At 54.7% G+C, this 12,335-nt stretch carries 11 protein-coding genes; 5 read left to right on the top strand and 6 right to left on the bottom strand.

Annotated features, from left to right (window positions below):
- Positions 1–183: 183 nt before the first annotated feature.
- A complete protein-coding gene (locus tag AC5DDB_RS07360; RefSeq protein WP_491739051.1) occupies positions 184–1,068 on the top strand; it encodes a polyphosphate kinase 2 family protein in 885 nt (294 codons plus the stop codon).
- Between the two features lie 251 nt (positions 1,069–1,319).
- On the opposite strand, the gene AC5DDB_RS07355 is transcribed toward AC5DDB_RS07360, so the two are convergent.
- Complete coding sequence (locus AC5DDB_RS07355; protein WP_491739050.1) at positions 1,320–2,627, bottom strand: Gfo/Idh/MocA family protein; 1,308 nt, start codon at positions 2,625–2,627, stop codon at positions 1,320–1,322.
- A gap of 407 nt (positions 2,628–3,034) precedes the next feature.
- On the opposite strand from AC5DDB_RS07355, the gene AC5DDB_RS07350 reads away from it, so the two are divergent.
- Positions 3,035–3,943: a hypothetical protein gene (locus tag AC5DDB_RS07350; RefSeq protein WP_491739049.1), complete on the top strand. Its 909-nt coding sequence runs from the start codon at positions 3,035–3,037 to the stop codon at positions 3,941–3,943.
- 85 nt (positions 3,944–4,028) lie between these two features.
- Here the strand turns inward: AC5DDB_RS07350 and thpR are convergent, their stop codons facing one another.
- Both thpR and AC5DDB_RS07340 read right to left on the bottom strand, forming a co-directional pair.
- Positions 4,029–4,598, bottom strand: a complete 570-nt coding sequence (gene thpR / locus AC5DDB_RS07345) for an RNA 2',3'-cyclic phosphodiesterase (protein WP_491739048.1) — start codon at positions 4,596–4,598, stop codon at positions 4,029–4,031.
- Entirely contained in the window at positions 4,598–6,769 is a 2,172-nt protein-coding gene (locus tag AC5DDB_RS07340) for a Tex family protein (protein WP_491739047.1), read from the bottom strand. Before AC5DDB_RS07340 ends, thpR begins: the two co-directional genes overlap by 1 nt.
- Before the next feature lie 216 nt (positions 6,770–6,985).
- On the opposite strand from AC5DDB_RS07340, the gene AC5DDB_RS07335 reads away from it, so the two are divergent.
- The 3 genes from AC5DDB_RS07335 to AC5DDB_RS07325 all read left to right on the top strand — a co-directional run bounded on the left by AC5DDB_RS07335 (position 6,986) and on the right by AC5DDB_RS07325 (position 9,629).
- Positions 6,986–7,951, top strand: coding sequence for an aspartate carbamoyltransferase catalytic subunit (locus tag AC5DDB_RS07335; RefSeq protein WP_491739046.1), 966 nt, complete (start codon positions 6,986–6,988; stop codon positions 7,949–7,951).
- Between the two features lie 153 nt (positions 7,952–8,104).
- Positions 8,105–9,409 carry a dihydroorotase gene (locus AC5DDB_RS07330; protein ID WP_491739045.1) on the top strand — a complete coding sequence of 435 codons (1,305 nt, stop codon included), beginning with the start codon at positions 8,105–8,107 and terminating at the stop codon, positions 9,407–9,409.
- Complete coding sequence (locus tag AC5DDB_RS07325) at positions 9,402–9,629, top strand: RNA-binding S4 domain-containing protein (RefSeq protein WP_491739044.1); 228 nt, start codon at positions 9,402–9,404, stop codon at positions 9,627–9,629. The genes AC5DDB_RS07330 and AC5DDB_RS07325 overlap by 8 nt, the downstream gene beginning before the upstream one ends.
- A 97-nt stretch (positions 9,630–9,726) precedes the next feature.
- Here AC5DDB_RS07325 and hisH read toward each other — a convergent pair whose 3' ends face one another.
- The 3 genes from hisH to AC5DDB_RS07310 form a co-directional block, all read right to left on the bottom strand.
- Positions 9,727–10,335, bottom strand: a complete 609-nt coding sequence (hisH, locus tag AC5DDB_RS07320) for an imidazole glycerol phosphate synthase subunit HisH (RefSeq protein ID WP_491739043.1) — start codon at positions 10,333–10,335, stop codon at positions 9,727–9,729.
- A gap of 74 nt (positions 10,336–10,409) precedes the next feature.
- On the bottom strand, positions 10,410–11,786 hold the full coding sequence (locus AC5DDB_RS07315; RefSeq protein WP_491739042.1) for a prepilin peptidase: 1,377 nt from the start codon (positions 11,784–11,786) through the stop codon (positions 10,410–10,412).
- Entirely contained in the window at positions 11,783–12,322 is a 540-nt protein-coding gene (locus AC5DDB_RS07310; protein WP_491739041.1) for a shikimate kinase, read from the bottom strand. The genes AC5DDB_RS07315 and AC5DDB_RS07310 overlap by 4 nt, the downstream gene beginning before the upstream one ends.
- Positions 12,323–12,335 lie beyond the last annotated feature (13 nt).

Genomic DNA, 12,335 nt, shown 5'->3' with positions numbered 1-12,335 from the left:
GGCAATTTCTCGGCAGGAAAAGGACCAGGGGGTTAGGCTCTCAAAGTTCTTTGGGGAAGTGATTTTCGTTCTAGGATATCCGAGTTTACGATTGTCGGTGCAAGCTCTTCATCGGATGACTCTGGCATCAGTGGATGAATCCACTGGTTCGATGAGGATAAAGTCCAAGGCGAGATCAATCTCATGCACGTTCGCATCGACACCAAAGACTATATCGTGACCGGCGCGAAGAGGCTTAAGGTCAAGGAACACAAGACGAAAGTCAAAGATGTCTATCGGGACAAGGCGGAATATCAAGAACTGCTAGAGGAGTTTCAGGACGAAATTAATGACTTGCAACGGATGATGTATGCGCATGATCGTTACTCGATGCTGTTGATCTTTCAGGCGATGGACGCCGCCGGCAAGGATGGCACGATCCGGGCGATTATGTCGGGCGTGAATATTCACGGAGTTGTTGTGCATGCGTTCAAGCAGCCGAACTCGAATGAACTCGAACACGACTTCCTCTGGAGGACGACGATTCGTCTGCCTCAGCGGGGACAGATCGGAATCTTCAATCGCTCGTACTATGAGGAAGTTCTCGTCGTCAAAGTCCACCCAGAGATCGTGCTTGAAAATCAACAGCTACCTCAGAGGGCCACTGAAGACCTGGATAAGCTCTGGAACAATCGCTATGAATCCATTCGCGACTACGAGAAACACCTCTGGCGAAGCGGTACGAAAGTCCTAAAGTTCTTTCTGCATCTCGGGCGTGACGAGCAACGTGAGCGATTTCTCGACCGTATCGATGAACCAGAAAAGAATTGGAAGTTTTCCGAAGGCGATGTCACCGAACGTGGTTACTGGGACGACTATCAACAGGCCTATGAGGATGCGATCAACGCCACTGCGGCAGAACATGCTCCTTGGTTTGTGGTCCCCGCCGACGATAAAAAGAACATGCGGCTGATTGTCGCCCAGATTATCTTAGAGCAGCTCAAATCGTTAGACATTCATTATCCGGAAGTCTCGGATGACCGCCGAGAAGAACTTCGGCGAATCCGAAAGCGACTGATAGAAGACTAATCCTTTGATGATTCATTGAATCGGCTCTACAAACCGCTACGACAGAACTGCATTCGCAGCTCTACGGACCTACCAATTCGACAACGCGGCAAGGGGAACAGTTGACGCGGGCAGTCCGGAAACAACTCCGGAAGACCGACAGGCTCGCGTCTTACAACGTGTCGATCTCCCGGTGCTCAGTCCTCGCTGATTCGAACGGTACCCTGCTCCCGGAGCTAGTGGACGGTCAAAGCATTTGGGTTGGCGACGATTTACGTTGCCCAATTCCGAGCCGCTCGGGAGCGTAATAAGTTGGCTTCGGCGTCGTTGATGAACTCTTCTTTGACGGGGTCCAATTGGAGTTTGCGTCCGAGGATCCAGGCGATTGCAGCAGCATGACTGGCAATGTGGGATCGTCGCATGACATCGGCATTTGCGGCCGTCTTCTCACGGGACCGGATGCAATCGAAGAAGTTTCGCGAGTGAGCGGTGACATCCAATCCGCGAATGCGTTTGTATTGCGATCCTAATTCTTCGGCGAGCTTTTCGGGTTTTACAACGATTTCGCCGCTATCTCCGGTTTCCACGGAACCTTCATCACCCACGAAACGCACCGGGCAAGTTCCCAGTCGCGTGATGTAGTGCGGCGAACGATCACCAAATGGGTCCTGGAGAAAATCGATCACCAGTTTCACGCCATTCGCATAGCGGCAGATGATGTTCTTGTCGGTTGGTTCATACTCGATTGGCATGGTGTCGTCGGCTTGGTTCGCCCATTGGCATAAGTCGACCGTATGAGCACCCCAATCGAGCAACCGGGCACCGGAGTCGAAATCCCATTGTCCTCGCCACTTCCCGTTGACGTAGGCTTCGTTGTACGGACGCCATGCCGCCGGACCCAACCACAGATTCCAATCGACCACGTCCTGCGGCGGTTGTTTTTCCGCCGGCAGCCAAGTGTTGTCGAGCACCGGTGTGTAGATCGACGCGTGCAGCGTGTGCAGTTTCCCAAGCTGACCCGAGTGAGCCATCTCGACGGCCTTTTGGAAATTCGGAACGCTGCGGCGTTGTGTACCGGCTTGGAACACACGTTTTTCGCGGTTCATTGTATCAGCGAGTTCCTGACAGTCCTCAATAGTGATGCCACAGGGTTTCTCGCTGTAAACATCTTTGCCAGCCTTGGCCGCGAGAATCGAAGCTGCCGCGTGCCACCGGTCACCAGTGGCGATCAGCACGGCGTCGATGTCTTTCCGATCAAGTAACTCGCGGAAGTCGCGGTATAAAACACAGTCATTGTTCTGGTAGTGACCGTCGACTAGTTTCTTGCCGGCGTCACGTCGCTTGGCCTGCACGTCGGCAATTGCGACGCAACGGATATCGGAAAACTTCAGCATCGATGTCAAATCGTACGTGCAACGCGGACCGATTCCGATGACGCCCAGCGAGATCCTGTCGTTGGGCGAATTGCCATCGCGACCCAATACATGGGAGGGCAAAACCGTGAACACCGAGGCGGCAGCGGAAGCAGCGGCCGTGTTGATGAGAAAATCTCGGCGTGTCGAATTCGTATTGGGGTTCATAAGTCGCGCTCCTATGGTGACGAAAGTTTGACGTTCCAGACGCCGCATTGAGGTGTTGCGTCGGTCTTTAGTTTTGACGAGGCCGCGGTTTCAAGCAAGGCAACGCTGAGATCTCGACTGAATGCGTTAAGTGGACCACTCGTGCAGTCCACTCCGGTGGTCCAAGATTTCACCAGATCATATCCGGGCTTCCGAGGACGAAATGCGTTCAAGATTGCTAGGTCAAACCGATCATCGTACGATTTCTAGGTTGGTGGATGAATGTTTCGGTTTTGTGTCAGGGCTTGGCATTTCGGAACGTGTGAGTCCCAATCCAAAGCAGCTAAGTTGCACGCGTTTTCGCGCACTCGTCTTTTATCGAGTGTGCTTGCTTCATTGGAAATAATCTTTTTGGGATTGGTGAAGCCATGCGTCAGTCGATGGAATCGTTTCTTGGGGTGGTTGGGCTATTGATTCTCGCGGGTGGGTATGCTGGTTCTGTTTTTGGAATTGTGCACGACCCATTGGACTTATTCTTCGCAGTCTGTGTGGGTCTGCTGTTAGCCGCTTGGTTTTGCTTTTCCTCGCTGACAGATCGTGTCGAACCCGACGAGGCCGCTTACAAATTGTATTTGCCGGCAGGAACACAACCCTCACGAAAGGCGAGGCCACTTCGGCGTTCGATGCGAGTGAGGGTGTTTTCGATCTTCGTCCTGTTATGTAGTGTCGTCGGGACAATTGGCATCCTGGTCGCTGAACGGCAAACCTTCGATATGGTCTACCTGAGTGAACCTCAAGTGTCGCCGGTCGTGAAGTATCTGCAAGTTGCGTCTCAGGACGATGGAACTGCAACTGCCTTTGATATTGCGGAAACACCAGTCGGCAAACAGAGAGTTCGGTTTACAATTACGAAGCGACATCAAATCTCTTGGCTTGAAGTGGAGTCGGTTACAATTCAGATCGACTCTTATGAGCCCAAACCCCATGGTTTGAATTTCGTTGCACAGTCGTCCGTTCCCAAACAAGAGTTGTTTCGAGTTCCAGTGACCTATTCCGCGACGCTAGAGAAAGCTGCAGTTGGTGGGCAAGTCACTGCGGATTATGTAATACCGGCATCACGAGAGGCGGGTGGCGTCGAGTCGTTCGGAACGATGGTCCTGTCTGATGGTTACCCGATGCCATTCGTTATCGAACTTTGTGGATCCCAGCCGGGAATCTATCGCTACTCGGTGAACGTGGGGATCCGTCACTTGTGGCGTAGCCAAATGATTGCCGTGCACACCGGTCAATTCCTAATGCTAGAGCCGGAGCAAGAGTTTGAAGATCCAGTATTTTAGCGAGTTTCGATCAAGGACAAATCTCTAAAATCCATCTCTCATTCTTGACGATGTTTGCACGAGTTTGTTGGATCGTCGACGGCTTCTATGACAAAGAGATTTCGCTAAGGGCGTTATAAAGCGGACCATTAGAATGTGGACCATTGTTGAGAATGGACTCGTAGAGCACAAAGGGAGTCGCGGACTGTGTTCCTAGTTCAGTCTTTTGATGGTTCTGACAAAGACTGCTGAGATTCAACTGGCAGCCACGGCGGACTCGTGCGATTGTGATGTGTGGATGGTATGGACGATCCTCCTTAGGAAAGCCAATTGCGTTTAGGTTGTCCTCTAGGCGTGTGGCAATTGAATTGAGTAGTGGATTATCTGTCACACCGATCCAAACCACTGAAGGTCGAGTGGGTTTCGGGAACGCACCAATTCCACGGAACTGCAATGGGAACACGGTTTGGTCGGACAGAGTTTCCTGCAGGACCGATTCAATTTCCGGCACGCGGTTACGTGGTGTGTCGCCGAGGAACTTGACGGTGAGGTGCAGCGTGTCATCGCGGCTAACTCGGAGACCAGTGCCGAGTTCACGGAGTTCTTCGCGGACGGATTCGATGACCGTCGTGACGGGGATCGGCACCGCGATGAACAACCGCAAATTGGCCGGCATCACGCCGACTCCGGCGGCAACATCGTCAAGGAAACGCGGCGACGTTCGAGATCGACGTTCAATACCCAAACCGTGACGACATCCCCGACCGCCACAATCTCGTGCGGGTTGCTCACGAAACGGTTGGCCAATTTGCTGATGTGCACCAGACCGCTGTCTTTGAGGCCAATGTCCACGAAGGCCCCGAAGTCGACGACATTCAGCACGGTGCCCTGCAACTTCATGCCATCGGCGAGGTCTTCGAGCTTCAACACACCCTTCTTGAACAACACGCCGGGAAGTTCGGCACGCGGGTCGCGTCCGGGTTTAGCGAGTGCTTCAAGGATGTCCCGACACGTCGGCAGACCGATGCCCAGTTCCGTCGCAAGCGTTTTGGGGTCGAGTTCACGGAAGCGACCGCGGACGGCTTCATCACCTTTTAGAATTTCCTGAGGCGAGAGATTGAGTCGTTCCAAAATTTTTCGCGAGGCGTCGTAACTTTCCGGATGAATCCATGTGGCGTCCAGCGGTTCGGCACTGCCGGGAACTTTCAGGAACCCTGCCGCTTGCGTGAATGTGGCTTCCCCGATGCCCGCAACGTCCATGAGTTGCTGACGGTTTTCGAACCGCCCGTTCTTTTCCCGATATTCAACCACTCGCCGGGCGACCAACTGATTGAAACCGGAGACGTGTTTCAACAGCGACGCACTTGCGGTGTTCAAATCGACGCCGACAAAGTTTACGCATGATTCGACGACGTGGCTGAGCGATTCCTGCAAGCGTTTTTCGCCGACATCGTGTTGGTACATCCCGACGCCAATGTGTTGCGGTTCGATTTTGACCAACTCACTGAGCGGATCTTGCAACCGACGACCGATGGAAACCGTGCCACGGACTGTGGCGTCGAGATTCGGAAACTCATCCCTCGCCACGGAACTCGCGGAGTACACGCTGGCGCCGGCTTCATTCACAACTACATACCGCGCATCCGGCAGCGATTGCTCGATGAGATCGGAAACGAGTTCTTCGGTTTCCCGACAAGCAGTTCCGTTACCGATGGCGATGAGTTTTGCGTTGTGTTCGACGAGAAAGTCGTGCAGTTTCTGCCGAGCTTCGGCTTGTTGTTCCTCTTTGCCCAGGATCGAAATCACATCGTGAGCCAGCAAATTACCGGATTCATCAAGCGCCGCAATTTTGCAACCCGTGCGAAAACCGGGATCGATCGCTACGACGCGTGTGCTTGGCAATGGTGCTCCGAGTAACAAACTCCGCAGGTTTTGTGCGAAGACTTCGACGGCGTGGCGTTCGGCCGCTTCAGTGAGTTCCCGTCGGATTTCCCGTTCCAAACTCGGTTTGATCAACCGCGACAATGCGTCGGCTGCGCATTCGGTCAAGAATTGAGAAAACCGATGATCCGGGAAACGGTAATGGCAAGACACCGTCACTGCGGCGCGGGCGTCGTTCCAACCGAATTTCACCCGCAACATGCCGGTCTTTTCGCCCCGATTAATGGCCATCACGCGGTGCGGCGGAATTTTTGCGACCCGTTCGCTGTAGTCGAAATAGTCACGGAAATCGCTGCCGTTTTCTTTGCCCTCTTTTGTGGCTTGAATTTCGAGCGTGCCGGTATCGTTGGCAAGTTTCCGACAGGCATCACGAACGGCGGCTGTTTCGCTAATGCGTTCGGCAAGAATATCCGATGCCCCGCTGAGGGCTTCTTCGACTGAATTGACTTCCTTGTCAGCGTTAACATACTCCGCCGCGGACGTGTTCAGATCGTTGATCGTTTGGTTCCAAATCGCATCGGCGAGCGGTTCCAAACCGCGGTCTTTCGCTTTGGTCGCGCGGGATTGGCGTTTCGGGCGATAGGGCAGATACAAGTCTTCGAGTCGTTTGAGTGAATCGGCGGACTCGATTTCCGCGCGTAACTCGGCCGTCAGTTTACCTTGCGATTCGATTAACCGAAGGATCGCTTGGCGTCGTTCGGAGACTTGCCGCAGCGATTCGACTTTCTCCTGAATCTGCCGAATGACTTCCTCATCGAGATTGCCGGTTTGCTCTTTCCGGTACCGCGTGATGAACGGCACGGTGTTGCCATCGTCCAACAGTGCGGTGACTTTGCGAACTTGGGGCTCTTTGAGATTAAGTTCGGCGGCAATTTGAGAGAAGTCGACGGGAGCAGCGGCATCCATGATTTCGTTCGTTCAATCCAATTACGAGATAACAAGGCAAAGCGAACCATCGCCAGGATTCCATCATCGTACTGAATCCGTCCGTACATGGGAAACGCCCCACCGTGACGGTTGCGGTTTCCGGTCGTCGACAACTTCGACAATTGAAGTCGTCCTGTATCGCTGTTACGATCCCGAAAACAATCCTCAATTTCCGCGCACTGTAAGCTAACCCCCATGATGGCTGCCTCTACGGACCTTGATCCTCAATACCGCAAGGCATGGTGTCGGAAGCATTTGTTGGGGCTGCAAGAACTTTCGCCGGATGAAATCAACCTGATTCTCGATCAGGCCGCTGCGTTCAAAGCGATGGCAGCGGAAGGCATCACGAAGACAAATTGCCTGACCGGGACCGTCGTCGCCAATTTGTTCTTCGAAGCCTCGACGCGAACCCGCACTAGTTTCAGCCTGGCAGCGAAGCGGCTCAGTGCGGACACGGTCGATTTTTCCGCGGCGGGCAGCAGTCTTTCGAAGGGCGAAACCTTCATCGACACCGCCCGCACCATCGAAGCGATGGGCGTCTCACAGGTGGTGGTTCGTCACAAGACGCCGGGCACTCCACACATGTTGGCGAAGGAACTCGACGCCGGTGTGCTCAACGCCGGTGACGGCACCCACGAACACCCAACGCAAGCGTTGCTCGACATCTTCACCATCCGTGAAAAACGCGGCCCGCTCGACGGGAAAACGGTAGCCCTCGTGGGCGATATTCGTCACAGCCGGGTAGCACGGTCGAACATTTGGGGCCTGAAAAAACTCGGGGCTCGCGTCATCGTTTGCGGACCGGCCACGTTGATTCCGTCGCAAATCGAAGAACTCGGTGTGGAAGTCGCCACGAATTTCGATGCGATCGTACCGGAGTGTGACTGCATCAATTTGCTCCGCGTGCAATTCGAACGACAACGCGGTGCCTTTTTTCCTTCGATTCGGGAATATGCTCACTTGTTCGGCATGAACGGCGATCGGCTGCGACGAGCCAAACAGGATGTACTAATCCTCGCACCGGGGCCGATCAACCGAGGCGTGGAGATTACTCCCGAAGTCGCGGACGGTCCGCATTCTGCCATTTTGGATCAGGTTACGAATGGATTGCTGATTCGCATGGCGTGTTTGTATTTGCTCAACGGTTGGGACGAGAGTTAGGGGTTGGGATTTAGGGGTAAGGGGTTTTTAGAACCGGATTGTCCGGGACTTGGTGTTCTAGCGAAATCCTTGATCCTAGTCCCAAAATCCTGTTTTCTGTGGTGAGTGACGTTCAACAACAATCGATGATCCAACTGAAGTAGTCAGTCATTTATGTCGCGTTTATTGATTCACAGTGGTCGGGTCATCGATCCCGCTCAGAACTATGATCAGCCGGCCAACGTGTTGATTGAAGATGGCGTCATCGCTGCGATCGGCGAAAACGTCGGGCCGGGCGATCGGGAAATTGATGCATCGGGCTGTATTGTTTGTCCGGGGTTCATCGATACGCACGTGGCGTTCCGCGAACCCGGTACCGAAGACGACGAAAGTGTCGCCAGTGGAACGGCCGCTGCTTTGGCAGGTGGTTTTACGAGCGTGGCTTGTCTGCCCGATACCTCGCCCGTGGTCGACAACCGCGCCAGTGCCGAGTTCCTTCTGCTGCAAGCGGGCCGAGCGAACAATTGTCGCGTGTTCCCGTTGGGGGCCGTGACGAAGAATCATGAAGGCCAGGAACTCGCGGAAATCGGGCAACTGCTCGACGGCGGTGCTGTCGCGTTGACTGATGCGAAACATCCGATCGCCAACGCCGAGATCATGCGACGGGCATTGGAATACACACGGATGTTTGACCGCAGCATCTTCGAGCATCCCCAAGTCCCGGAACTGGCCACCGGTGGCGTGATGCACGAAGGGTACATCTCGACTCTCTTGGGATTACGTGGCATTCCGGCCGCTGCCGAGCACATCATGGTCAGTCGAGATGTCTCGTTGGCTGCGTTGACGGGCGGACGGTTGCACCTGATGAGTGTGTCGGTCCGACGCAGCATTCAACAGATTCGCGACGCGAAACAGAACGACATTCACGTCACCTGCGACATCACGCCTCATCACCTCGCGTTGACCGACACAAACCTCACCGACTTCGATTCGAACTACAAAGTTGATCCCCCGTTGCGACCGAGAGATCACGTTGCGGCTTTGATCGAAGGTTTGAAAGACGGCACCGTCGATGCGATTTCCTCCGACCATCAGCCGTACACGGAGGAATCAAAAACGGGCGAAGTCGATTTGGCACCGTCGGGAATCGTCGGCTTGGAGACGTTGCTGCCAATTTGCATTGGAACACTGATCGAGCCGAATCATCTGACCTGGCTGGAATTGATCAGTAAACTCACGATCGGTCCCGCGACAATCCTGAAAATTGATCACGGTACACTCGCGGTCGGTGCCGCCGCCGATGTGACGATCTTCGATCCTACCGAAAAATGGACAATTGACCCGAACGAATTCCACTCGCACAGCCGCAATACCCCGTTTGGTGGTTGGGAAGTTCGCGGACGAGTCAAGCAGGTGTTGGTCGGTGGTGAAGTGCGGTTTCAACAGGGCGTGACGAAGCAAGAGGCGACGAATGTCTGACGAAACCGCACCGGAGACCATCCGCCTCGATCAATTCCTGAAACTCGCTGGTGTCGTCGGCACCGGCGGACAAGCAAAACTGTTGATTCAAGACGGCCAAGTCATGGTCAACGGCGAGACAGAAACCCGTCGACGACGACAACTCGTTCCCGGTGATATTGTCGAATTCGAAGGCGAAGAATACCACGTCGTTAGTGATGACGACGACTTGGACGAGTAATCGAATAGCGGGTACCACGGCTCCGTGAGTTGTGTCGGGCGATGCACCGAAAACAGCATCGCTCACAGAGTCGTGACAAACCGAATACGCTTTGACCTCAGCTTAACTCCGCGAAATTCCGGAGCAGTTTGAGTCCCGCGTTTTGACTTTTCTCAGGGTGAAACTGCGTGGCGAAGAGGTTGCCACGTTCGATGGCGGCTGTGAAAGTCGTGCCGTGTTCGCAGCGGGCGGCGATGACGTCCTCATCGCGGGGAACCACGTAGAAACTGTGCACGAAATAGAAGTGCGACTCCGACGGAATGCCCTCAAGCAATCGCGGTGAACCGGCTGGCTGCAGCTGGTTCCAACCCATGTGCGGGATTTTCAATCCGGGTTGATCTTCAAACCGGACCACCTCGCCGGGCACAATTCCCAGGCCTTCATACTCGCCGTCTTCGTAACTTTTATCGAACAGCAGTTGTAGCCCTAGGCAGATTCCCAGGAACGGTCGATCGGCGGCGATGTGCTCGCGAATGGCATCGACGAGGCCGTGTTCTTTCAACGCGGCAATCGCATCTCGAAACGCACCCACACCGGGCAGAATCAGTTTTTCTGCTCCATGCAGTTCATCGGCGCTGCCGCAGAGCGTGGCTTCGAATCCCAATTTTTCCAGGGCTTTTTGCACACTTCGCAAGTTGCCCATGCCGTAGTCGATAATCTTGATCATTGTGAAGGTCTGTCAGTTGTCAGTTGGGAACGCAGCGATGGAGAAGGCTCATCTTGCGGACATGTTTGGTGGCATCAAGGTTCGGGCCAACCGGTCGGCCCGCCGTTGTTCCGCCAACGTTCCTCGTACAGCGTCCCGTTCGCAGCTGTTTTACCGGGCCATTGATCGGCTGTCGACCAAGATTGGCGGTCGCGGTCGACGAACTCACCGGCTTGGTATTGAGTTTGGTCGGCGGCGGTCCAAGTTTCCTCGACCCAACCGAACGGCGGCGGATCGGGAAAGCCAAGTGCCCGTTTGATGGTTTGCGTCACCAGGAGTGCCGGAAACATCAGAAATAAGAAGAACGCCCCGAACAGAATCACCCATGGGCCGGTCGAGAACCAATGACCAACCATGGGCCACAATCGATTCCAGAACAGCACGACGAGTAAAGTGCCAAGACTGAGATACGGGCCGTACGGAATGAATCCATCATTGCGGGCGATGACTCGGATGAGCAGCATAAACATTGCACAAAACGGGGCGATCAGGAACGCTACGAGCGTGGCTTGCCACCCGAGAAAACTACCGACGAGCCCCATCAAAATCACGTCGCCGAACCCGAGGGCTTCGCGTCGCAAGGCGAGTTGCCCGATAATGCGAATCAGCCACACGACTCCGCCACCAACTACCAAACCGACCACACTGACCGCGAGTGCGTGGAGATGCGGATGCGTCAGGACCCATTGCGGTATGAGCAAGCGATCACCAGGGCCTAAGGCCAGGGAATTCGGCACCGCAGTGAGCGGCGGACGGACGAGTGTGCCGAACCACCCTTGGCTCCACTCAGGAGCCAAACCTGCAAAAAGGGGATCTTCAAACCAAACCGGGATCATCCACACTTGGCCGAGCACACCGGCGGCGATGATTCCGACGATCATCGCGGGAACGGTGGATCCGTCAGGAATGGTCGTGGTGTCGATGTCGATCAAGCTGGCAACCAGCAAAGCCTCGAACAACACCATGTGATAGGCGTATCGCCAGTGCAGGAGCATCGCATCCGAAAAGGAGACGGCGTCCGGCAGGATCTGCGGTCCGATCGGGCAGAAACCGCAGCTCTCAAAAATCTGAGTGCGAAACTCGTGTGGGACTTCGAACAGATACACCAGCACGAACAGTGTGCCGTTGAGGAATTCGATAATCGGATACCGCGCGGATATTGGTAGAGCGCAGGTTCGGCAGCGGCCTTTGAGTAGAATCCACCCAAGAATCGGAATGTTGTCTCGTTTATGAATGGACGACTTACACCGCGGGCAATGCGATGGCGGCCACCAAATGCTGCGGAGTTGGTCCTTCAGCCGTTCGTGCTTCGGAAAGCGATGAACGCAGACATTGAGAAAACTACCGATCACACTCCCAAGCACGAACAACCATGCCAGCACGATCCCCATCCACAAATCCTCGGCCGTCACGCCGGTTCTCCCTTCGCATCCCACCGTGGCATGGCAGAGATGATTTGACCAGCGAGCGTTTCGGGATCGGTGTCGTCAGTGGGGAGTGTGATATCGGCACACTCGGCGTAGATCGGGTTGCGTTGAGCCAGCATGCTTTCGATTTCACTTCGACCACCGACATCGGTTAGGTTCGGTCGGTCATCGGCGGTGTTGACGTCGCTGGCGAGTCGTGCGGTGAGCGTATCGATCGACGCGGTGAGCCAAACAACCGCGCCGGCAGTTTTCATCTGAGCCCGAGTGTCTTCGTTCAGAATTGCTCCGCCACCGGTGGCGACCACAAATTCACTTCGAGACAGCAACTCCGATAAAACCTGACGTTCTAACTCACGGAAGGCCGGTTCGCCGTCGGTGCCGAAGATCTCTCGAATCTGTCGGCCGGTTCGTCGCACGATTTCGCGGTCGCTATCGACCCAAGCCCATCCCAAACGTTGTGCCAAGATGGCGGCGACGGTGCTTTTGCCGCTTCCACGATATCCGATGAGTGAGAGAATCATGACCGAAGACTTT

Source organism: Thalassoroseus sp., from assembly GCF_984380535.1.
The sequence above is the reverse complement of the archived record's forward strand: the minus strand, read 5'-3'. Positions and strand labels throughout refer to the sequence as shown.

Bases quoted from the DNA above. Each gene is read 5' to 3' on its own strand.
- AC5DDB_RS07360 (WP_491739051.1), top strand. From the start codon at position 184: ATGCACGTTCGCATCGACACCAAAGACTATATCGTGACCGGCGCGAAG.
- AC5DDB_RS07355 (WP_491739050.1), bottom strand. From the start codon at position 2,627: ATGAACCCCAATACGAATTCGACACGCCGAGATTTTCTCATCAACACG.
- AC5DDB_RS07350 (WP_491739049.1), top strand. From the start codon at position 3,035: ATGCGTCAGTCGATGGAATCGTTTCTTGGGGTGGTTGGGCTATTGATT.
- thpR (WP_491739048.1), bottom strand. From the start codon at position 4,598: ATGCCGGCCAATTTGCGGTTGTTCATCGCGGTGCCGATCCCCGTCACG.
- AC5DDB_RS07340 (WP_491739047.1), bottom strand. From the start codon at position 6,769: ATGGATGCCGCTGCTCCCGTCGACTTCTCTCAAATTGCCGCCGAACTT.
- AC5DDB_RS07335 (WP_491739046.1), top strand. From the start codon at position 6,986: ATGATGGCTGCCTCTACGGACCTTGATCCTCAATACCGCAAGGCATGG.
- AC5DDB_RS07330 (WP_491739045.1), top strand. From the start codon at position 8,105: ATGTCGCGTTTATTGATTCACAGTGGTCGGGTCATCGATCCCGCTCAG.
- AC5DDB_RS07325 (WP_491739044.1), top strand. From the start codon at position 9,402: ATGTCTGACGAAACCGCACCGGAGACCATCCGCCTCGATCAATTCCTG.
- hisH (WP_491739043.1), bottom strand. From the start codon at position 10,335: ATGATCAAGATTATCGACTACGGCATGGGCAACTTGCGAAGTGTGCAA.
- AC5DDB_RS07310 (WP_491739041.1), bottom strand. From the start codon at position 12,322: ATGATTCTCTCACTCATCGGATATCGTGGAAGCGGCAAAAGCACCGTC.